Source organism: Knoellia sp. AC549, assembly GCF_979258975.1.
On record NZ_OZ409890.1, the window covers coordinates 2,952,851 to 2,974,633 of the forward strand.

Annotated in this window: 19 protein-coding genes and 2 pseudogenes; 17 read left to right on the forward strand and 4 right to left on the reverse strand. The window is 69.4% G+C overall.

Going from position 1 to position 21,783, the window contains the following annotated elements; all coding sequences use genetic code 11:
* Positions 1-533 precede the first annotated feature (533 nt).
* The 4 genes and pseudogenes from ACZZ98_RS14355 to ACZZ98_RS14370 all read left to right on the forward strand — a co-directional run.
* Positions 534-2,307, forward strand: a pseudogene (locus ACZZ98_RS14355) (thiamine pyrophosphate-binding protein); the annotation flags it as partial.
* Between the two features lie 2 nt (positions 2,308-2,309).
* Positions 2,310-2,822 carry an acetolactate synthase small subunit gene (gene ilvN, locus ACZZ98_RS14360; protein ID WP_463517787.1) on the forward strand — a complete coding sequence of 171 codons (513 nt, stop codon included), beginning with the start codon at positions 2,310-2,312 and terminating at the stop codon, positions 2,820-2,822.
* A gap of 27 nt (positions 2,823-2,849) precedes the next feature.
* A pseudogene (ilvC, locus tag ACZZ98_RS14365) lies at positions 2,850-3,902 on the forward strand (ketol-acid reductoisomerase); the annotation flags it as partial.
* A 95-nt stretch (positions 3,903-3,997) separates the two neighbouring features.
* The gene (locus ACZZ98_RS14370; RefSeq protein WP_463516884.1) at positions 3,998-4,456 is read left to right on the forward strand and encodes a DedA family protein; all 459 of its coding nucleotides are present in this window, start codon (positions 3,998-4,000) and stop codon (positions 4,454-4,456) included.
* Between the two features lie 5 nt (positions 4,457-4,461).
* On the opposite strand, the gene ACZZ98_RS14375 is transcribed toward ACZZ98_RS14370, so the two are convergent.
* Positions 4,462-5,244: an SDR family oxidoreductase gene (locus tag ACZZ98_RS14375; RefSeq protein WP_463516885.1), complete on the reverse strand. Its 783-nt coding sequence runs from the start codon at positions 5,242-5,244 to the stop codon at positions 4,462-4,464.
* Between the two features lie 138 nt (positions 5,245-5,382).
* Here ACZZ98_RS14375 and serA point away from each other — a divergent pair, with 138 nt between their 5' ends.
* From serA to ACZZ98_RS14435, 12 genes are all read left to right on the forward strand, one after another.
* Entirely contained in the window at positions 5,383-6,969 is a 1,587-nt protein-coding gene (gene serA / locus ACZZ98_RS14380) for a phosphoglycerate dehydrogenase (RefSeq protein ID WP_463516886.1), read from the forward strand.
* Between the two features lie 122 nt (positions 6,970-7,091).
* The gene (locus ACZZ98_RS14385) at positions 7,092-7,418 is read left to right on the forward strand and encodes an HU family DNA-binding protein (protein WP_449274535.1); all 327 of its coding nucleotides are present in this window, start codon (positions 7,092-7,094) and stop codon (positions 7,416-7,418) included.
* A 564-nt stretch (positions 7,419-7,982) separates the two neighbouring features.
* Complete coding sequence (locus tag ACZZ98_RS14390; protein WP_463516887.1) at positions 7,983-9,062, forward strand: 3-isopropylmalate dehydrogenase; 1,080 nt, start codon at positions 7,983-7,985, stop codon at positions 9,060-9,062.
* A gap of 51 nt (positions 9,063-9,113) precedes the next feature.
* Positions 9,114-10,211, forward strand: coding sequence for a branched-chain amino acid aminotransferase (locus tag ACZZ98_RS14395; protein ID WP_463516888.1), 1,098 nt, complete (start codon positions 9,114-9,116; stop codon positions 10,209-10,211).
* A gap of 109 nt (positions 10,212-10,320) precedes the next feature.
* Positions 10,321-11,856 carry an amino acid permease gene (locus ACZZ98_RS14400; RefSeq protein WP_463516889.1) on the forward strand — a complete coding sequence of 512 codons (1,536 nt, stop codon included), beginning with the start codon at positions 10,321-10,323 and terminating at the stop codon, positions 11,854-11,856.
* A gap of 73 nt (positions 11,857-11,929) precedes the next feature.
* Complete coding sequence (locus ACZZ98_RS14405) at positions 11,930-12,664, forward strand: FadR/GntR family transcriptional regulator (protein WP_463516890.1); 735 nt, start codon at positions 11,930-11,932, stop codon at positions 12,662-12,664.
* A gap of 22 nt (positions 12,665-12,686) precedes the next feature.
* Positions 12,687-14,072, forward strand: coding sequence for a glutamine synthetase family protein (locus ACZZ98_RS14410; RefSeq protein WP_463516891.1), 1,386 nt, complete (start codon positions 12,687-12,689; stop codon positions 14,070-14,072).
* 73 nt (positions 14,073-14,145) lie between these two features.
* Positions 14,146-15,522 (forward strand): aldehyde dehydrogenase family protein, encoded by a 1,377-nt coding sequence (locus ACZZ98_RS14415; RefSeq protein ID WP_463516892.1) that lies wholly within the window; start codon positions 14,146-14,148, stop codon positions 15,520-15,522.
* Between the two features lie 16 nt (positions 15,523-15,538).
* Positions 15,539-16,306: a 3-oxoacyl-ACP reductase gene (locus tag ACZZ98_RS14420; RefSeq protein ID WP_463516893.1), complete on the forward strand. Its 768-nt coding sequence runs from the start codon at positions 15,539-15,541 to the stop codon at positions 16,304-16,306.
* Positions 16,307-16,312: 6 nt separating this feature from the next.
* Complete coding sequence (locus ACZZ98_RS14425; protein WP_463516894.1) at positions 16,313-17,041, forward strand: gamma-glutamyl-gamma-aminobutyrate hydrolase family protein; 729 nt, start codon at positions 16,313-16,315, stop codon at positions 17,039-17,041.
* Positions 17,042-17,052: 11 nt separating this feature from the next.
* Positions 17,053-18,162, forward strand: coding sequence for an MBL fold metallo-hydrolase (locus tag ACZZ98_RS14430; protein WP_463516895.1), 1,110 nt, complete (start codon positions 17,053-17,055; stop codon positions 18,160-18,162).
* Between the two features lie 82 nt (positions 18,163-18,244).
* Entirely contained in the window at positions 18,245-18,970 is a 726-nt protein-coding gene (locus tag ACZZ98_RS14435; protein WP_463516896.1) for an SAM-dependent methyltransferase, read from the forward strand.
* Here the strand turns inward: ACZZ98_RS14435 and ACZZ98_RS14440 are convergent.
* Together ACZZ98_RS14440 and ACZZ98_RS14445 are read right to left on the reverse strand one after the other, a co-directional pair.
* On the reverse strand, positions 18,937-19,515 hold the full coding sequence (locus tag ACZZ98_RS14440) for a hypothetical protein (RefSeq protein WP_463516897.1): 579 nt from the start codon (positions 19,513-19,515) through the stop codon (positions 18,937-18,939). The two genes, ACZZ98_RS14435 and ACZZ98_RS14440, sit on opposite strands and share 34 nt — an antisense overlap.
* Positions 19,502-19,774, reverse strand: coding sequence for a hypothetical protein (locus ACZZ98_RS14445; RefSeq protein WP_463516898.1), 273 nt, complete (start codon positions 19,772-19,774; stop codon positions 19,502-19,504). The genes ACZZ98_RS14440 and ACZZ98_RS14445 overlap by 14 nt, the downstream gene beginning before the upstream one ends.
* A 165-nt stretch (positions 19,775-19,939) precedes the next feature.
* Here ACZZ98_RS14445 and ACZZ98_RS14450 point away from each other — a divergent pair, with 165 nt between their 5' ends.
* Positions 19,940-21,229: a DUF2786 domain-containing protein gene (locus tag ACZZ98_RS14450; protein WP_463516899.1), complete on the forward strand. Its 1,290-nt coding sequence runs from the start codon at positions 19,940-19,942 to the stop codon at positions 21,227-21,229.
* A 3-nt stretch (positions 21,230-21,232) separates the two neighbouring features.
* On the opposite strand, the gene ACZZ98_RS14455 is transcribed toward ACZZ98_RS14450, so the two are convergent.
* Complete coding sequence (locus ACZZ98_RS14455) at positions 21,233-21,697, reverse strand: DUF1905 domain-containing protein (RefSeq protein ID WP_463516900.1); 465 nt, start codon at positions 21,695-21,697, stop codon at positions 21,233-21,235.
* Positions 21,698-21,783: the final 86 nt, after the last annotated feature.

The window sequence follows — 21,783 nt, forward strand, 5'->3', positions numbered from 1 at the left end:
GCTCGTGGAGCGTGCCCCCCCACCACTGCGGTTCTGCTGTGGATCGACTGCGGATGGCTGGTTGGTCAGGCCCCAGCATCCCGACGACGTCCCGCTCCGTCGATGGGGAGCAGTCCCCGAGGTCAGGCTCCGGCGCCTCTCGGCGGGGGTGAGTGACCGGATGGTGGGATCCGGTGTCTCACACGTTGACACGGCATACAAGGAGCGAGAGAGTCGTCCCGTGACCCACCTCCTCGTACTTCCCTCGGCGCCCGGCCCCTCCTGACAGGTCCGGCCAGGCGCCTCCCTCCATCGTCCCCACAGCACGCGGGACGGGAGGGTTTTTTTGTGGCCACACGCAGCACGACCAGCAGCACGACCAGCAGCACGACCAACTCCGACTCAAAGATGGTGACGACGTGAGCGAGACCAAGGCAGCGCCCACCCCGGCGCGGCTCGCCGAACAGGCCCGAGCCAAGGCGCCCCTCGAGGTGACCGGAGCGCAGAGCCTCGTACTCGCTCTCGAGGCCCTCGACGTCGACACCGTCTTCGGCATCCCCGGGGGAGCGATCCTCCCGGCCTACGACCCGTTGCTGGACTCGGTCAAGGTGCGCCACATCCTCGTCCGCCACGAGCAGGGCGCGGGCCACGCGGCCGAGGGCTATGCCTCCGCCACCGGCAGGGTCGGCGTCTGCATGGCGACGTCCGGGCCGGGCGCGACCAACCTCGTCACGGCTCTTGCCGACGCCCACATGGACTCCGTCCCGATCGTGGCCATCACCGGCCAGGTCGCGAGCGCGGCCATCGGCACGGATGCGTTCCAGGAGGCCGATATTCGCGGCATCACCATGCCGATCACGAAGCACAACTACCTCGTCACAGACGCCTCCCAGATCCCTCGGGTGCTCGCCGAGGCGTTCCACATCGCCCTGACCGGCCGTCCGGGCCCGGTGCTCGTCGACATCAGCAAGGACGCTCTCCAGGCAAGGACGACCTTCACCTGGCCACCGCGGATCGACCTGCCGGGCTACCACCCGGTGACGCGTCCGCACGCGAAGCAGATCCGGGAGGCGGCCAAGCTCATCGCCGCAGCCGAGCGTCCGGTGCTCTATGTCGGTGGTGGTGTCGTTCGCGCCGACGCGTGCGCCGAGCTCGGGCAGTTCGTCGAGCTCACCCAGATCCCCGTGGTCACGACGCTCATGGCTCGCGGCGCCCTGCCCGACAGCCACGAGCTGCACCTCGGCATGCCGGGGATGCACGGCTCGGTGGCCGCGGTGACGGCCCTGCAGAAGTCCGACCTGCTCATCACCCTCGGCGCCCGCTTCGACGACCGGGTCACCGGTCAGCTTCTCGTCGTTCGCCCCCGAGGCCAAGGTCATCCACGCCGACATCGACCCGGCCGAGATCTCCAAGAACCGGCAGGCCGACGTCCCGATCGTCGGCTCGTGCAAGGACGTCCTCGTCGACCTCATCACGTCGGTCGACGCCGACATCGATGCAGGTCGCGGTGGGAGCTACGCCGCCTGGCGCGAACGCACCCAGGGGTGGAAGCGCGACTTCCCGCTGGGCTACACCGAGCCCGAGGGCGGCACCCTCGCCCCGCAGTACGTCATCGAGCGGCTCAGCGCCATCGCCGGTCCCGAGGCCGTCTACGTCGCCGGAGTTGGCCAGCACCAGATGTGGGCCGCACAGTTCGTGCAGTACGAACGTCCGCGGGCGTGGCTCAACTCCGGTGGGCTCGGGACGATGGGGTATGCCGTGCCCGCCGCCATGGGTGCCCAGGTCGGTGAACCCGACCGCACCGTGTGGGCCATCGACGGTGACGGCTGCTTCCAGATGACCAACCAGGAGCTCGCGACCTGCGTCATCAACGACATCCCGATCAAGGTCGCCGTCATCAACAACAGCAGCCTCGGCATGGTGCGCCAGTGGCAGTCGCTCTTCTACGACAAGCGCTACTCCAACACCGACCTGCACACCTCGGCCGGCGGCCAACGCATCCCGGACTTCGTCAAGCTCGCCGACGCCTACGGCTGCGTGGGTCTGCGGTGCGAGCGGCCCGAGGACGTCGACGCCACGATCCGTGAGGCCATGGCGATCAACGACCGTCCCGTCGTCGTCGACTTCGTCGTCCACCGCGACGCGATGGTGTGGCCGATGGTCCCGGCCGGTGTGAGCAACGATGCGATCCAGGTCGCGAAGGACACCGCGCCCCAGTGGGACCGCGAGGAGTCCGAGGCGCTTCCGCAGTCCCTCGACGCCGACCACAGTGGCGACGACGCCGCGTCTGCCCAGAGCGATGGCGTTCCGACCGAAGGTGAGGAGAAGTGATGTCCCAGCACACCCTCTCGGTGCTCGTCGAGAACAAGCCCGGTGTCCTCGCGCGCATCGCCGGGCTCTTCGCCCGACGCGGCTTCAACATCCACTCCCTGGCCGTGGGCGAGACCGAGCACAACGACATCTCCCGCATCACCGTCGTCGTCGACGTCGACGAGCTCCCGCTCGAGCAGGTGACCAAGCAGCTGGACAAGCTCATCGAGGTGCTCAAGGTCGTCGAGCTCGATGCGGGCTCCGCCGTGCAGCGCCAGGTGATGCTCATCAAGGTCCGAGCCGACGCGGCGACGCGCAGCCAGGTCCTCGAGCTGGTGCAGCTGTTCCGGGCCAAGGTCGTCGACGTCGCCACCGAGTCCGTGACGATCGAGGCGACCGGCCACGGCGAGAAGCTCACCGCGCTGCTCGGGGTCCTCGAGCCCTACGGTGTGCGTGAGCTCGTCCAGTCCGGCATCGTCGCCATCGGACGAGGCCCCCGCTCGATCACCGACCGCGCGCTGCGCGGAGCCTGAACACCGAACTGTTGCACCCGGCATACCCACAAGGAGAACTGCGAAATCATGGCTGAAATGTTCTACGACGACGACGCCGACCTGTCGATCATCCAGGGGCGCAAGGTCGCTGTCATCGGCTACGGCAGCCAGGGCCACGCCCACGCGCTGAGCCTGCGCGACAGCGGGGTCGACGTGCGCGTCGGCCTCGCCGAGGGCAGCAGGAGCCGCGCCAAGGCCGAGGCCGAGGGTCTGCCGGTCGCGAGCGTCGCCGACGCGGTCAAGGATGCCGACCTCGTCGTCATCCTCACGCCCGACCAGGTGCAGCGCACGGTCTATGCCGACCACATCAAGCCCAACCTCAAGGAGGGCGCAGCGCTCCTCTTCGGCCACGGCTTCAACATCCGCTTCGACTACATCCAGCCCGAGCCCGGCTCCGACGTCATCATGGTCGCGCCCAAGGGCCCCGGTCACCTCGTGCGCCGCGAGTACGTCGACGGACGCGGTGTGCCCGTGCTCCTCGCCGTCGAGCAGGACGCGTCGGGCACGGCCTGGGACCTCGCGAAGTCCTACGCCAAGGCCATCGGTGGACTGCGCGCCGGCGGCATCGGGACGACGTTCACGGAGGAGTGCGAGACCGACCTCTTCGGTGAGCAGGCCGTCCTGTGTGGTGGCGCGTCGCAGCTCGTCATGTACGGCTTCGAGACGCTGACCGAGGCCGGCTACCAGCCCGAGATCGCCTACTTCGAGGTGCTGCACGAGCTCAAGCTCATCGTCGACCTCATGGTCGAGGGCGGCATCGCCAAGCAGCGCTGGTCGGTGTCCGACACCGCGGAGTACGGCGACTACGTCTCCGGCCCGCGCGTCATCGACCCGTCGGTCAAGGAGAACATGCAGGCCGTCCTCTCAGACATCAAGAGCGGCGCGTTCGCCCAGCGCTTCATCGAGGACCAGGACAAGGGCGGTCCCGAGTTCAAGGCGCTGCGCGAGAAGGGTGCCCAGCACCCGATCGAGTCGACGGGCAAGGAGCTGCGCAAGCTCATGTCCTGGGTGAAGTCCGACACCGACAGCGACTACGTCGAGGGCTCCGCCGCCCGCTGACCCACCCCACGAAGTCGAGGTAGCACGACACGTCGTGTGCCCCAAGGGGTGTGCGGCGTGTCGTGCTACCTCAACCTGGTACCTAGGGTGTTCGTGTGAGTGACCTCGTCGACGGCTGGCCCGCGTGGGTGGTGTTCGGTTCCTTCTTCGTCATCGCCATGCTGCGCTCCCACGCGACCTACTGGGCGGGCCGCGGGCTGCGCGCCGGGGGAGCCCGCACGGGCATGGCACGCCACCTCGACCGCCCGGCAGTGACCCGCACCGAGGCGATCGTCGACCGCTGGGGTGCGCCGGTCGTCGCCCTGAGCTTCCTCACCGTCGGGGTGCAGACGCTCGTCAACGCCGCTGCGGGCGCGCTGCGCATGCCGCTGCGCCGCTATCTCCCGGCGACCGTCGCCGGCTCGCTGCTCTGGGCCACGCTCTACACGTCGGTCGGCGTGGCCCTCTGGGAGGCCCTCACGGGCGGGGCCTGGTGGTGGGCCCTCGTGGTCGTGGCCGTGCTGGTGCTCGTCGCCGCGACCACGCGATGGCTCAGCAGCATGACCAGCACCTGAGAGCGTCAGCCGACCGCGTGCATGGCCCGGGGGAGGGGGTGCGGCTGTGCGGCGAGCCAGTCCTCGAACTCGCGGCCGCCGGTCTCGGCTCCGGGCCCGGGGAGGATGCGGCCCTGCGAGAAGCCGCGCAGGACGCCTCCCACCGGCGGGATGCGCACCACTCGCGGAGCCCGGCGTCCGTCGTGCGCCGCCACGAACGTGGCGATCTCACGAGCGTCGTATGCCGTGGGGCCCGCAAGGTCCGTTGCGCGCGAGAAGCCGCTCGGGGCAGGGCCGGTCGCATGGTCGACCAGTCGTGAGGCGACCCAGTCGATGTCGACGGGCTGGACCCGCATGTCACCGAGGGAGAGGCTCAGGCGGCCGACCCGGAAGGCTGCGCCGAGGAGCGCGGCGAGGGAGTGGAACTGCGTCGCCCTCACGACCGTCGCGGGCACACCCGACTCCTCCAGTGCGGTCTCGGAGTCGACCTTGGCGCGGTAGTAGGGGTACGTCACCAGGTCGGAGCCGACGATGGACACCGAGACGACGTGGGCCGGGGAACCCAGCCGGCGCAGGACCTCGCCGATGCGACGAGCGCCACCGACGTCGACCTGCTGCGGTCGGGTCATGGACGTCGCCGTGTGAACGACCGCGTCGGCCCGCTCGAGGACCGTGCCGATGCCGTCACCTGTCGCGAGGTCGACGCCGCTGCGGCGACTGGCCGCCACGGCCTCGTGCCCCCGGGACCGGAGCTCACGGACGACGCGACCACCGAGGTCACCGGATCCACCCGTCACGACGATGCGCATGGCCCCATCCTGACCCCTCGCGGGCCCCTGTGTCGTGTCACATACCGGGCGTGACCATCCACATGCTGAACGCCGCCCTAGACTCGGGCCTGCGCACAGCGTCGTGCGGACCCCATCCCGTGAACCCTAAGGACTGCCGTGAGCAAGCCGATCGTCCTGATCGCCGAGGAACTCAGCCCCGCCACCATCGACGCGCTCGGACCTGACTTCGAGATCCGCCAGATCGACGGATCCGACCGGTCCCAGCTCCTTCCGGCCCTCGCGGACGTCGACGCCGTGCTCATCCGGTCGGCCACCAAGATGGACTCCGAGGCCATCGCGGCCGCGAAGAACCTCAAGGTCATCGCGCGCGCCGGAGTGGGCCTCGACAACGTCGACGTCCCCGCCGCGACGCAGGCCGGCGTCATGGTCGTCAACGCCCCCACGTCCAACATCACCAGTGCCGCCGAGCTCGCCGTCGGCCTCCTCCTCTCGACCGCCCGCAACATCGCGCCGGCCAACCAGGCGCTCAAGGCCGGCGCGTGGAAGCGCAGCAAGTACGGCGGCGTCGAGCTCCTCGACAAGAAGGTCGGCGTCGTCGGGTTCGGCCGCATCGGTCAGCTCGTCGCCGAGCGCCTCAAGGGGTTCGGCATGGAGGTCCTCGCCTACGACCCCTACGTCTCGGCGCAGAAGGCCGGCCAGCTGGGCGCTCGCCTCGTCACCCTCGACGAGCTCCTCGCCGAGTCCGACTTCATCACCGTCCACCTGCCCAAGTCGCCCGAGACCCTCGGCCTGCTCGGCAAGGAGGCCTTCGCCAAGGTCAAGCCGTCGGTGCGCATCATCAACGCCGCCCGCGGCGGCATCGTCGACGAGCAGGCACTCGCCGACGCGCTGCGTGACGGACTGGTCGCCGGCGCCGGCATCGACGTCTTCGCGACCGAGCCGACGACGGAGAGCCCGCTCTTCGAGTTCGAGTCGGTCGTCGTCACGCCCCACCTCGGCGCCTCCACGGAGGAGGCCCAGGAGAAGGCCGGCGTCGCCGTCGCCAGGTCCGTGCGCCTCGCGCTCAGCGGTGACCTCGTCCCCGACGCCGTCAACGTGGCCGGCGGAGTCGTCGCCGAGGAGGTCCGTCCCGGGATCGACCTCGTCGAGAAGCTCGGTCGCATCTTCACCGGTGTGGCCGGCTCCGTCCCGGTCCAGCTCGACGTCGACGTGCGTGGTGAGATCACCGCGCACGACGTGTCGGTCTGGGAGCTGGCCGCCCTCAAGGGCGTCTTCACGGACGTCACCGAGGACGCCGTGACCTATGTCAACGCGCCGCTGCTCGCCAAGGAGCGTGGCTGCGAGGTGCGCCTGCTCACCGACGCCGTGTCGGAGGAGTTCCGCAACGTCACGATCCTGCGCGGCACCCTCGCCGACGGCACGGAGATCTCGGTGGCCGGAACGCTCACCGGCCCCAAGATGGTCCAGAAGGTCACCGGCATCAACGGCTTCGACCTCGAGGTCGCGATCAGCGACCACATGGCGTTCTTCTCCTACAAGGACCGCCCGGGTGTCGTCGGTGTCATCGGCCGGCTCCTCGGCGAGGCCGACGTCAACATCGGAGGCATGCAGGTGGCCCGTGACGACGCCGCCGGCACCGCCCTGGTGGCCCTCACGGTCGACAACAAGATCCCCGCCGGTGTCGTGAGCGCCATCGCTTCCGAGGTCGAGGCCGACGTCCGCGTCGTCGACCTGGTGGAGTGACTTTCGACTGAGTTCGGTTGTGGCTCAACGCCATCGACCCAACCTGCGTATGCCGTGCGGTCACCTCTGGAGGTGACGACACGGCATACGCGCATCTGGCCGGTGTCAGCGAACGGCCCCGTGTGTGCTTATCGTTGCCCGTCAATGACCACGTTTACCCAGGAGGGTTTGTGAACCGTACGGATCTCAAGAACAAGGTTGCCGAGAGCACCGACGTCAGCGCTGCTGACGCCGACCGCGCCATCGACGCAGTCCTCGGCGCCATCACCGACGCGCTCGTCGCCGGTGACAAGGTGTCGCTGCCCGGCTTCGGCATCTTCGAGACGCGTGAGCGCGCTGCGCGCACCGGTCGCAACCCGCAGACGGGTGAGGCCCTCGAGATCGCTGCCAGCACCGCTGCCGCGTTCAAGCCGGCCGCCGAGCTCAAGCGCAAGCTCGCCAAGAGCTGACCACCGCACCATCACGTATGCCGTGTGCTCACCTGAGGTGAGCACACGGCATACGCGCGTTGTGCAGGGTTGGGCCGGCGCACCCTGAGACACCGTCTCAGGAAGTGGGCAGGTCCTTCCGGATAGTTGGACGTCCTCATAACCTCGAAGACATGCAGCGGCAGGTACGACTTCTCATTGCCAGCCGCGGCGAGGTCCGGTAGTCAGCTCCCTCGCCGCGGAGACCCCGCGACGCCGCTGACCGGTTCGCCCCCACCAGGGGCTGGAGCCGACCGACCTGGCCCACACCACGATCACTGCACCCAAGGACGAACACTCATGAGCGAAGAAGCCAAGCAGGCCCAGCGGGCGCTGCAGGAGTCGATGGACCTGCGCGACCAGGACCACACCGACGCCTGAGCCGCCCCAACCTTCCCGCCTGAAGTGGGTTTCTCTCACTTCGCTTGATCGCCTCGACCAAGCGAAGTGAGAGAAACCCACTCCAGGCGGGATTCTCTTGTCAGGACTGGTCCGGATGGTGAGCCAGCCATCCCGGATCGCGAGACCCCTTCCTAGGGTGTGGGCATGACGGACAGCAGCGCAGGGGCCCCCGCCACGCAGGACATCGATCTCGCGGTCATCGCCGGCGACGGCATCGGGCCCGAGGTGGTCGCCGAGGGACTCAAGATCCTCGAGGCGGTCACCGCCGGCACCGGCGCCAAGGTCACCAGCACGGCATACGACCTCGGCGCGAAGCGCTGGAACGCGACCGGGGAGACCCTGCCGGACAGTGTCCTCGGCGAGCTCCGCGGGCACGACGCCATCCTGCTCGGCGCCATCGGCGACCCGAGTGTGCCGAGCGGCGTCCTCGAACGGGGCATCCTGCTCCCGCTGCGGTTCGCCCTCGACCACTTCGTCAACCTGCGTCCGGCCAAGCTCTTCCCGGGGGTCGAGAGCCCTCTCGCGGTGGACCGCGTCGCCCCGGACGGCATCGACTTCGTCGTCGTGCGAGAGGGCACCGAGGGTCCCTACGTCGGCAACGGTGGCTCGCTGCGCACCGGCACCCCGCACGAGATCGCGACGGAGGTGAGCGTCAACACCCGCTTCGGTGTCGAGCGTGTGGTCCGCGCCGCCTTCGCCCGCGCCCAGGCCCGCCCGCGCCAGCACCTCACGCTCGTCCACAAGCACAACGTCCTCACCCACGCCGGGCACCTGTGGCGACGCACGGTCGACGAGGTGGGGGCCGAGTTCCCCGACGTCGAGATCGCCTACCAGCACGTCGACGCGGCCACGATCTTCCTGGTCAACGACCCGGGCCGCTTCGACGTCATCGTCACCGACAACCTCTTCGGCGACATCATCACCGACATCGCTGCCGCCATCGCCGGGGGCATCGGTCTCGCGGCGAGCGGCAACATCAACCCGACGGGGTCGGCGCCCAGCATGTTCGAGCCGGTCCACGGCTCCGCGCCCGACATCGCCGGCCAGGGCAAGGCCGACCCGACGGCGACGATCCTCTCCGTCGCGATGCTGCTCGAGCACCTGGGTCGCACCGACGAGGCCCGGCGGGTCGAGGCCGCGGTCGCAGCCGATCTCGCTGCGCGAGGCCGCGAGGTCCGCACGACGAGCGCCATCGGTGACGCCGTCGCCGCGCGCCTGCCATAGGCTGAACCTCGGCCCTGCACCACCGTCCTCATTGTCTGGAAGGACCTCACGATGACCGACCTCTCGTTCACCCTCGAGCGACGTCAGGACCCGGTGAGCGACGAGCGTCGCGCCGAGATCCACGGCAATCCGGGCTTCGGTGTCCACTTCACCGACCACATGGTCTCCGCGACGTGGACCAAGGACGGCGGCTGGCACGACGGTCGGGTCGTGCCCTACGGCCCGATCCAGATCATGCCGAGCGCGGCGGTGCTGCACTACGCGCAGGAGATCTTCGAGGGCATGAAGGCCTACCGCCACGAGGACGGGTCGGTCTGGACGTTCCGCCCCGAGGCCAACGCCGCCCGCATGGCGCGCAGCGCTCGCCGCCTCGCCCTCCCCGAGCTCTCCGAGGCAGACTTCATCGGCTCCCTCAAGGCTCTGCTCGACGTCGACTCCGCGTGGGTGCCGCCGGCCGACGGCAGCGAGGCCAGCCTCTACCTGCGCCCGTTCATGTATGCCTCCGAGGCCTTCCTCGGAGTGCGCCCGGCCAACGAGGTGACCTACTCGGTCATCGCCTCCCCGGCCGGCCCCTACTTCCCGGGCGGACTCAAGCCGGTCACCCTCTGGATCTCGCAGGACTACGCCCGCGCCGGCGCTGGCGGCACGGGCAACGCCAAGTGCGGTGGCAACTACGCCTCCTCGCTCGCCGGCCAGCTCGAGGGCATCGAGAACGGTTGCGACCAGGCGGTCTTCCTCGACTCCGGCACCCAGCAGAACATCGAGGAGCTCGGTGGGATGAACCTCTTCATCCTCACCAAGGACGGCGAGCTCATCACACCGGAGCTGACCGGCTCCATCCTCGAGGGCATCACCCGCAGCTCGATCCTCGAGCTCGCCAAGGACCTCGACCTCACACCCGTCGAGCGCACCGTGCCGATCCAGGAGTGGAAGGACGGCGTGGCCTCCGGCGACATCGTCGAGATCTTCGCCTGCGGCACCGCTGCCGTGATCACTCCCGTCGGTGAGCTTCGCTGGGAGGGTGGCACGGCGCCGGCCGTCGGCGGACCGGAGGGTGGCGAGGTGACGCGGGCGATCCGCTCCCGCCTCCTCGACATCCAGTACGGCCGCGCCGAGGACACCCGAGGCTGGCTCACGCAGCTCGCCTAAAGGTTCAGTGCCAAACCATTGACGCCGTATGCCGTGTGGGTGTTCGCTGTCCTCCACTGAGGTTTCGGGACCAAAGGGTTCTGGAACAGACCTTTGATGGAGACCCCCCATGGCGACAGAGGCAGGTAGCAGCGCACCCCCGTCCGAGCACCACGACGACGAGGCCATGCTGGCCGAGCTCGGCTACAAGCAGGAGCTCACCCGCTCGATGAGCGGCTTCAGCAACTTCGCCGTGTCGTTCTCGATCATCTCTGTCCTCGCCGGGTGCATCACGAGCTACCTGATCGCCATGAACGCCGGGGGACCGATGGCGATCTCGATCGGCTGGCCCCTCGTCGGGGTGTTCGTCGTCTGTGTGGCGCTGGCCATGGGCGAGATCTGCTCGGTCTATCCGACCGCGGGCGGTCTCTACTTCTGGGCCGGGCGGCTCGCGCGGACCAACAAGCGGGTCTGGGCCTGGTACGTCGGGTGGTTCAACTTCCTCGGCGAGGTCGCCGTGACCACGGCGGTCGACTATGGCGCCGCAGTGACCTGGATGGCCTTCCTCTCGTTGGTGTTCGGCTTCGAGGTGAGCGCAACGACGACCTTCATCGCCTTCGTCATCATCCTGCTGCTCCACGGCCTGCTGAACGCCTTCGGTGTCAACCTCGTGCGCCTGTTGTCGAGCGTCTCTGCTTGGTGGCACCTCGCCGGCGTGGCCATCATCGTCGGGCTGCTGACGTTCGTGCCGGACGACCACCAGAGCGCGGAGTGGGTCTTCACCGAGTTCAAGAACGAGACCGGCTGGCAGAGCGGCATCTACGTCTTCCTCATCGGACTCCTCATGGCCCAGTACACCTTCACCGGGTTCGACGCCTCTGCCCACGTCGCCGAGGAGACCAAGAACGCCTCGGTGGCCGCGCCACGCGGCATCGTCAACTCGGTCGTCGTCTCTCTCGTCGCCGGGTGGATCCTGCTGCTCGCCGTGACCTTCGCCGTGCAGGGCGAGGACGGCTGGACCAAGGCCAGGGACTCTGAGATCGGCCTGCCACCGGCACAGATCTTCATCGATGCGACCGGCGAGACGCTCGGCCTCTTCATGCTCTTCATCGCAGCGGTCGCACAGTTCTTCTGCGGCATGGCGTGTGTGACCTCGTCCTCCCGCATGTCGTTCGCGTTCTCACGCGACAACGCCCTGCCGGGGTCGCGGCTCTGGGCCAAGGTCAACCCCCGCACCGGCACGCCGACGAACTCGATCTGGCTCGTCACGGTGTCCTCGATCGTCCTTGCCAGCCCTGCGCTCTTCTCGACCACGGCCTACCTCGCCGTGACCTCCATCGCCGTCATCGGGCTGTACATCGCCTACGTCACACCCGTCTTCCTGCGCCGGATGAACCCCGACTTCCGTCCCGGCCGGTGGAACCTCGGGCGCTGGAGCGCACCGATCGGTTGGATTGCCGTGGCCTGGGTGCTCTTCATCGTCGTGCTCTTCATGCTTCCGCCGGCCTCGCCGGTCACCATCGACACGTTCAACTACGCGCCGCTCGCCGTGCTCTTCGTCCTGGTCTTCTCGACGGTGTCGTGGTTCGTCCGTGGCCGCAACCACTTCATGGTCGACGTGCCGGAGGGCCACGACACGGTCGAGCCGGCCGAGATCTTCCGATGACGATGAGGCCAGGCTCTGTGTGCCTGTGGCAGACGGATACGTCTGCCACAGGCACACGAGGCGTGGGTGTGCCGTGACCGCTCACCTCCCTGACGTCGGGCGCCTCTCGGCGGCGGTCCTGCGTCCGGCGAGCGCCAACGTCTTCGAGACCACGGTCGAGCAGCTCGCGACGGCGATCCGCCTGGGGGTGTTCGTCGACGGCGAGCAGCTGCCTCCGGAGCGCGAGCTCGCCGAGCGGCTCGGCGTCGCCCGCAACACCCTGCGCGACGCCATCGCCGCCCTGCGAGAGAGCGGTCTGGTCGCCACCCGACGCGGACGTGGCGGTGGAACGGTGGTCACCTATGTCACGCCGGAGCCCGGGAGCTCGCCACCGTCCACGCCGGCGCGGCGTGGGGCCGCGCTGGCCGATGCGCTCGACTTCCGTCGCATCGTCGAGCCGGGTGCCGCCTGGCTGGCGGCCGGTCAAGCCCTTGCGGGTGACCAGCGCTCGTGGCTCGTCGAGTCGGCCGCTGCCGTCTGGGCGGCGCCCGACGCGGGCGCCCACCGGATCGCGGACAGCCGCTTCCACCTCGCGGTCGCCACGCTGTCGGGCTCGCCGATGCTCATCGAGTCGGTCACCCGGGCACAGGCGGCCCTGGGTGAGATGCTGGGCGCCATCCCCGTCCTGCCACGCAACATCACCCATTCGTGCGAGCAGCACGACGCGGTCGTCGAGGCCATCCTCGGCGGCGACGCCGATGCTGCTCGTGCTGCCATGGAGGAGCACTGCGACGCCACCTCCGCCCTGCTGCGGGGACTACTCGGATGAGCCCGAACGAAGGAGAGAACGCATGAGTGGATCGATCCACGCCAGTGGTCCCAGGCAGTTCACGCTCGACGACCTGCGGGAGGGTTCCGCGAGCGGTGCGATCGACACGGTCATCGTCGCCTTCACCGACATGCAGGGTCGGCTGACCGGCAAACGGCTGCACGCGGCATACTTCCTCGACCACGTCCTCGACGGGGGAGCGGAGGGGTGCAACTACCTCCTCGCCGTGGACGTCGACATGAACACCGTCGACGGCTACGAGATGTCGTCCTGGGAGAAGGGCTACGGCGACTTCGAGTTCGTCCTCGACCTCGACACGCTGCGACGCACCCCCGGCCAGCCGCACTCCGTGACGATCCAGTGCGACCTCGCCTGGCTCGACGGCTCGGGACCCGTGCGGCAGTCCCCACGCGGCATCCTCAAGGCGCAGGTCGAGCGCGCCGCGGAGAAGGGCTGGATGGCCATCGCCGGCACCGAGCTCGAGTTCATCGTCTTCGAGGACACCTACGCGTCGGCGTGGGACCGGCGCTACGTCGGGCTCACCGGGGCCAACCGCTACAACGTCGACTACTCGATCACCGGCGGGACGACGGTCGAGCCGCTCCTGCGCGAGATCCGCAACGAGATGTATGCCGCGGGCATCACGGTCGAGGGTGCCAAGGGCGAGTGCAACTTCGGGCAGCACGAGATCGGCTTCCTCTTCGACGAGGTGGTGCGCACGTGCGACAACCACGTCATCTACAAGACGGGGGCCAAGGAGCTCGCGGCCAAGCACGGGATGTCGTTGACCTTCATGGCGAAGTACGACGAGCGTGAGGGCAACTCGTGCCACATCCACCTGTCGCTGCGTGGACTCGACGGTGAGGTCGTCTTCGCCGACGACGAACGGGAGGGTGGTCAGGGTGTCCTCCACGACCAGTTCCTCGCCGGCGTGCTGGCGACGATGCGCGACTTCACCTACTTCTATGCGCCAAACATCAACTCCTACAAGCGTTTTGCGGCAGGTTCGTTCGCGCCCACGGCCATCGCCTGGGGCCGTGACAACCGCTCCTGCGCGCTGCGTGTCGTCGGCCACGGGGGCGGGCTCCGGATGGAGAACCGGGTGCCCGGAGGCGACGTCAACCCCTATCTCGCCGTGGCCGCGATGCTCGCCGGTGGGCTCTACGGCATCGAGCACGAGCTCGAGCTGGAGCCGGCGTTCGAGGGCAACGCCTACCTGTCCGACGTCCCCACCGTCCCGAGGACCCTGCGCGAGGCGCGCAACGTGCTGGCAGAGTCGGCCATCGCCCGTGAGGTCTTCGGCGACGACATCGTCGACCACTACGTCAACGCAGCGGACGTCGAGCTCAAGGCCTTTGACGCCGCGGTGACCGACTGGGAACGCATCCGAGGCTTCGAGAGGCTTTAGGCACCCCACGAAGTTCTCCGCTCGTTCCTCGCTCCGATACTTCGCGGGGACCCCGAAAGGAAAGTCAGTCCCAATGACCACCACACATGACGTGATCAACCCGGCCACCGAGGAGTCGGTGCGTACCATCGACCTCGTCGGTGTCGAGGAGACCGACGAGGCGGTCGCGCGCGCGGTCGAGGTCGGTCCGACCTGGCGATCCATGGCACCGGCCGACCGGGGCCGGCTGCTGCGCCGGTTCAGCGAGGTCGTCGATGAGCACCTCGAGGAGCTCGCCCGGCTCGAGGTCGAGAACGCCGGCCACACCATCGGCAACGCGCGGTGGGAGGCGGGCAACGTCCGCGACGTCCTGGCCTACTACTCGGCCGCGCCAGAGCGCCTCTTCGGTCAGCAGATCCCGGTGGCCGGGGGGATCGACCTGACCTTCAAGGAGCCCCTCGGGGTGGTGTCGATCATCGTCCCGTGGAACTTCCCGATGCCCATCGCCGGCTGGGGCTTCGCGCCCGCGCTCGCCGCCGGCAACACGGTCGTCCTCAAACCGGCCGAGCTTACGCCGCTCACGGCCATCCGGCTCGGCGAGCTCGCTCTCGAGGCCGGCGTGCCCGAGGGTGTCTTCACCGTGCTGCCGGGCAAGGGCTCGGTCGTGGGGGAGCGGTTCGTCACCCACCCGGACGTCCGCAAGGTCTGCTTCACCGGGTCGACGGCCGTCGGTCAGGGCATCATGCGCAAGGCCGCCGACCAGCTCAAGCGCGTCACCCTCGAGCTCGGCGGCAAGTCGGCCAACATCATCTTCGACGACGCCGACCTCGACACGGCAGCCGAAGCCGCTCCCATGAGCTTCCTCGACAACGCCGGCCAGGACTGCTGTGCCAGAACGCGAATCCTCGTGCAGCGCAACGTCCTCGACGCGTTCATGGAGCGCTTCGAGTCAGGCATCAAGGACGTGCGGGTCGGCGCGCCGGGCGACGACAGCACCCAGATGGGTCCGCTCATCAGCGCCGGTCAGCGCGACCGGGTGCGCGCCTTCGTCGAGGACGCCGAGACGGACGTCGACATCGCCTTCCGTGGCACGGCACCGGACGGCGCCGGCTACTGGTACCCGCCAACCGTCGTCCTCCCCGGCTCCACGTCGGACCCGGTCTGGCAGGACGAGATCTTCGGTCCCGTCGTGGCTGTCCTGCCCTTCGACGACGAGCCCGACGCGGTCCGCCTCGCCAACGACACGGCATACGGGCTGTCGGGTTCGATCTGGACCCGCGACGTCGGGCGCGCCCTCCGGGTCTCGCGCGCCGTCGAGGCGGGCAACCTCTCGGTCAACAGCCACAGCAGCGTGCGCTACTCGACACCCTTCGGCGGCTACAAGGCCAGTGGCATCGGGCGCGAGCTCGGTCCGGACGCCCTCGACGCGTTCACCGAGGTCAAGAACGTCTTCATCAGCACGGACAACTAGGAAAGGCCAGCAACACATGGGAGATCGGCTCGAAGGCTTGGTCGCCGTCGTCACCGGGGGATGCTCCGGCATCGGGCTCGCGACGGTGCGCCGATTTGCGGAGGAGGGCGCCAAGGTCGTCATCGGCGACCTCGACGACGCGAACGGTGAACGCATCGCGCAGGAGATCGGCGGTGCCTATGTCCACTGCGACGTCACCGACAAGGACCAGGTCGACGCGCTGTTCGCCACGGCCAAGGAGAGGTTCGGCAGCGTCGACATCGCCTTCAACAACGCCGGCATCAGCCCGCCGGAGGACGACTCGATCCTCGACACCGACCTCGACGCCTGGCGCAGGGTGCAGGAGGTCAACCTCACCTCGGTCTACCTGTGCTGCAAGGCGGCGATCCCCTACATGCTCGAGCAGGGCAAGGGCTCGATCATCAACACCGCGTCGTTCGTCGCGGTCATGGGCGCAGCGACGTCGCAGATCTCCTACAGCGCCTCCAAGGGTGGCGTCCTGTCGATGTCGCGCGAGCTCGGTGTGCAGTTCGCCCGCCAGGGTGTGCGCGTCAACGCGCTGTGTCCGGGGCCGGTCAACACTCCGCTCCTGCGCGAGCTCTTCGCGGCGGACGAGGAGCGCGCCGCGCGCCGGCTCGTCCACGTGCCGATGGGTCGCTTCGGTGAGCCGGAGGAGATGGCCAACGCCGTCCTCTTCCTCGCCTCGGACGAGTCGAGCTTCATCACCGCCAGCACCTTCCTCGTCGACGGCGGCATCTCCGGCGCCTACGTCACCCCCCTCTGAGCCGTCGTGAGCGACCGGCCGGTCATCGGCATCACGAGCTATGTCGAGGCGGTGACCAGAGGTGACTGGGCGGGGCAGCACAGCACCGTCCTGCCGCACGCCTATGTCGAGCACCTCCAACGGGCCGGCGCCGTCGCAGTGGTCCTGCCACCACGCGAGGATGCCGATGACGCCCTCGTCGCAGGGCTGCTCGCGCGCCTTGACGGTGTGATCATCGCCGGGGGCGCCGATGTGGAACCACGCCGGTATGCCGCCGTGCCCGACTCCCGGGTGCAGTCACCTCGGCCCGACCGGGACTCCTTCGAGCTCGCGGTGGCCCGGGTGACCGCAGGGACGCGGCAGCCGTTGCTGGGCATCTGTCGCGGCATGCAGGTCATGGCCGTGGCGGCCGGGGGTGAGCTCGAGCAGCACGTCCCGGACCGGGTGGGTCACGAGGCCCACAACCCCGCTCCTGGGGTCTACGCCTCGCACCACGTGGCTGCAGTCGAGGGCACGCGCCTGGCGTCGATCCTCGGCACCGACACCATCGACGTCCCGACCTACCACCACCAGTCGGTGCGCACCCATCCCGGCTACGCGGCTGCGGCCTGGCACGAGGACGGGACGCTGGAAGCGATGGAGGACACGGCATACCCGTTCCGTCTGGCCGTCCAGTGGCACCCCGAGGCGGGCTCGGACGGGCGGATCTTCGACGCATTCGTGAACTCGTGCCGCAATCAGGTCCCGCCTGGGTGAGACTGGGTGGCGTGAGAGTTCCTGGACTTGCCGTTGCCGCCGGAGGTGTCGGGCTCGCTGCCTGGCTCGTCAGGGCGGGTCGCCCCATCCCGGAGGCCATGGGCGGACGGGCCACGGGTGCGCGCGCTGCCCGCATGCAGTCCTCCCCCGAGTGGTCGAACGGGAAGTTCCACAACCAGCAGCTGCGCTTCGAGCCGTCGTCACGCTCGCTCGCCGGCAGCGTCAAGGAGCTCGTCGCCGGCCGCCAGGAGCGCCACCCCGTGGGTGACGTGCCGCTGGTGCGCGAGCCGCTCGGGCCACTCGCCGAGGGGACGCACGTGACCTGGCTGGGACACTCGACCGCGCTCGTCCAAGTGGAGGGTGCCGTCGTGCTTCTCGACCCGGTCTGGAGCGACCGCTGCTCGCCCTCGCAGCAGGTCGGGCCGCGGCGCCTGCACCCGGTGCCGGTGGCGCTGGGTGACCTGCCGCCGGTCGACGCCGTCGTCATCTCGCACGACCACTACGACCACCTCGACATGGAGTCGATCAAGGAGCTCGCGGCGATGCGGTCGCAGACCCGGTTCGTCGTGCCACTCGGGGTGGGCGCGCACCTCGAGAAGTGGGGCGTGCCCGTCGAGCGCATCGACGAGCTCGACTGGCACGAGGAGACCAAGGTCGAGGGTGTGCGCCTCGTCGCGACCCCGGCGCAGCACTTCTCCGGTCGTGGCCTGTCCCGCGACGGCACGCTCTGGGCGTCATGGGTCATCGAGGGCGGGACCGGCAAGGTCTTCTACTCGGGTGACACCGGCTACTTCGTGGGCTTCGCCCAGATCGGTGAGCGCTATGGGCCCTTCGACGTCTCGCTCGTGCAGGTCGGCGCCTATGACGACGGCTGGCCGACGATCCACATGACGCCCGAGCACGGCGTCGAGGCCCACCTCGACGTGCAGGCCGGGGTGATGGTGCCGGTGCACTGGGGCACGTTCAACCTCGCGTTCCACCCGTGGGGCGACCCGATCGAGCGGGTTCTCGCCGAAGCCGAACGGCGTGGGGCGAAGGTCCTCGTTCCCAGGCCGGGCGAGCGCTTCGACGTCTCCGCCGTCCCTGCCGAGCCGAGCTACTGGTGGCGTTCGGTCACCTGAGCTCGTGCAGGAGCGTGGGGCTTGGGTCCGCTCCTGCTGGAACCCGGTCGCGCGGTGCGGGCGGCGCTGGTTGACTCCCCGGGTGACTGACTCCCTCGGCTTCTACGAGCACCTGACCTTCAACGCACCGCTGTCCGACGCGCGGGCCGATGCCCTTGTCGGACGACTGGCCGACGTGGCGCCGTCCACGGTCGTCGACGTCGGGTGCGGATGGGGTGAGCTCCTGGTCCGGGTGGGTGCCGCCTGTCCGGAGGTGACTGCTCTCGGGGTGGACACGGAGGAGCGCCACCTCGAGCGGGCTAGGGGCCGGGCGCGTGAGCTCGGGGTCGCCGACAGGGTGAGGTTCGAGAACCTGCCGGGTGACCAGCTGACCGAGCCGGCTGACGTCGTCATCTGCATCGGCTCGTCCCACGCCTTCGGTGACACTGCGGCGGAGGCCCTGGTCGGACTGAGCAAGCTGGTGCGCCCGGGCGGTCGGCTCGTCCTCGGAGAAGGCACGTGGGAGGTGCGGGGTCCGGTCGAGCCCGAGCTCGTGTGGGACGACGTCGTGGCACTGCCCTCGGTCGCCGGGCTCGTCGACGTGGCGGTCGATGCGGGCCTGCGACCTCTGTGGATCGAGACGGCCAACGAGGACGAGCTGTTCGCCTTCGAGTCCGGCTATCTCGCCGACCTCGAGGAGTGGCTCGTCCATCACGACGACGCCGCTGTGCGATCTCGGGCCGATGAGCACCGGAGGCGATGGCTGCACGGCTACCGCAACGCCTTCGGCTTCGCCTATCTCACGCTCGGCGTTCCCGTGCTCTCCTGACCCGTTGCGCCCTCGGCGGGGAGGCCGGTGTCGCGCACGAGGTAGATCCACGGGAGGGCGCGACACCCCACGACCCATCCGTCCTTCTCCCACCTCTTGAGCGACCCCGTCCACACGACGCGCTTGTGCTCCCACTGCGTCGGGGTGTGGACGACGAGGTGGCGCAGCATGCCGGCGCGGACCGTGCGCCATCCACGCCGGCCGGCGATCTCGAGCTCGGCCATCTCGTCGAACGCGGTGACCGGGCCGAGCCAGCGCTCCTCGGCGGAGATCGGATCTGCGGTCGGGCTGTCCCCGAAGCGCTGCTGGGCCGCCTGTCGGCTCATGCCCAGCTCGGTCCCGATGGCGGCCCAGCTGTGGCCGGCTGCACGGGCGGCGCCGACGGCCTGCTGGAGGAGCTCGCGGACCGTCTCCTCGGCAGATGCCGCCTGGCGGACGAGCGCGAGCGGGTCGTCGCCGGGTGCTGACGCGAGGATGGCCGCGCCGATGGCGTCGACGAGGCCGGTGCTCCGTCCCTGGTCGCCGTCGGTCTCAGCGCTTGTCACGGCTGGGCAACCAGAGGTCGTCGTCGCCGTGGCTCTCCCCATCGACCTCGGGCGGGGCGTCGCCCCGGGCACGGATGGCCGAGCCCAGGAGGTAGGCGCCGAGGAGCATGAGCGCGACGGTGGCGCCGGTGAACAGGCCCTTGTCGAAGCCGTCCCGTCCCCGCGAGAGCATCAGGGCGAGCGCGCCCAGGAGCACGCAGAGCGTGCCGGCCGTCAGGTCGGTGGCCTTGGTGGTCCGTAGGCCGGGTGTCTTTGCCATGCGTCAACCGTAGATTGACGCCTTCGGGATGTCAATGATGGCTTGACATCTCGTCCACAGTTGCCCGCTCCGGTATGCCGTTGTCCACAGCCGCACTCCGGCGAACCTGGGTGGTCGGTCACCGGTGTCATGCTGGGCGCTCACACGACATCAGCGGGGGAGTCCATGAGCAGCACCACGACCGAGGAGGAGCTCGTCGACCTGGCCATCCGGTCGCTGAACCTCCAACGCACTCGCACCTTTGACGACGTCACCGTCGAGCTGGCGCAGCGGTGCGCCACGGCGCAGGGCTCGCGCACGGTCGTCACCGCACTCGTCATGGGTCTGCGCGATGCCACGGCCGGTGCCTGGCAGCGCGGGTGGCAGCCCTCCGACCTCCACCGGATGGCGGTGCGGCGACTCACGACCGACGAACAGGCCCTCGTCCTCGATGTGATGTCCGACGAGCTCGACCGCTATGCCCCGGCGACGGTCGACCCGGTCTTCATGGCCCAGCTCCACGCGCTCGGAGGCGGTGTCTGGTGGTCGCGACCGCAGACGTGGCTGGACGCCCACCGTCAACGTGGGGCCGACTGGCTGAGCCTCATCGCACGGGCACTCACGGCCATGCATCTGCTCCAGTGGGTCCCCGTCATCGAGCGCCTCACGTCGGTGCCGGGTGCCCACCGTCCGTCCGCGGCTGACGCAGCCAACGCTTCTGCCTCGGGTTCGCCGACCGACGTGGACTCGCGGATCCTCGAGCGGGTTCGCCTCCTCCTCGCCAAGGCCGAGTCGACGAGCTTCGCAGCGGAGGCCGAGACCTTCACCGCGGGTGCGCAGGCGCTGATGGCTCGGCACAGCATCGACGCAGCCCTCGTTGCCGAGAGCGAGGAGGGAGGCGCGGTGGACGGCGGGCCGCAGGGCCGGCGGATCGGGATCGACACTCCCTATGACGGTCCGAAGGCCACCCTGCTCACGGCTGTGGCGTCGGCCAACCGGTGCCGCATGGTGTGGACGCGAGAGCTGGGCTTCGGCACGGTGGTCGGCTTCGAGTCCGACCTCGAGGGCGTCGAGCTGCTCTTCACCTCCCTGCTCGTCCAGGCCAACACCGCGATGATGGCCGAGGGCTCGCGCGCGGACCACCGCGGACGCAGCAGGACCAGGGCCTTCCGGTCGTCCTTCCTCACCGCCTATGCCCATCGGATCGGGGAGCGCCTCACCCTGGTCGCGGCCGCCGAGATGGAGTCGGCGGCGACGGAAGCCAGCAAGAGAGGGCAGGAGCTCGTCCCGCTCATGGCGGCGCGGAGCGAGAGGGTCGAGCACACCGTGGGCGAGTGGTTCCCCACCCTCACGCGCCGGAGGGCCCAGTCCGTTCGCGACGCGGAGGGGTGGCACGTCGGTCGCGCCGCCGCCGACCGCGCCCGACTCGACGGCACGGCGTCACGCGAGAGCGTGGGTCGTCGGCGCACCGGCTGACGGTCAGCGGGTCCTGCCCTCGCGCACCATCTCGACGGCCTTGGCGATCCGGTCGGCTCGTGTCTGTTCTCGTTTGGCCTCGGTGACCCAGCGGACGTACTCCTTGCGGTGCGAGTAGGCCATCGCGGCAAAGGCCTCCGCCACGGCGGGGTCGGCGGCGAGGGCCGCAGCAAGGTCCTCGGGCACCTCGACGCTGCGCGGCGCGAGATCCGCGACGATGTCGAAGGTCACCTCGTCGTCGATCTCGATCCCGGCCGCAGACCGGCTCGCCTTGCTGAAGCCGACGAGGTTCTTGCCGCCCATGCGTGCGAGCCGGAGCGGGACCGCGGTGTCGTTGATCGTCACGATCACCGGGAAGGTCTTGGCGCCGTCGCCGAGCGCTGCGACCTGCTCGTCGGTGAGCTCGAACGCGCCCGCCGGGCCTCCGTGCGACTCGAGGACAGCGGTGAGGTGCAGCGTCTCTCCCATGGGAGATGAGCCTAGCGACGCAGAGCCATACCCGGCGCTTCGCGCTGACGTCGGCACGCTTCGCTGAAGGTGCAGCGAAGCCTGCC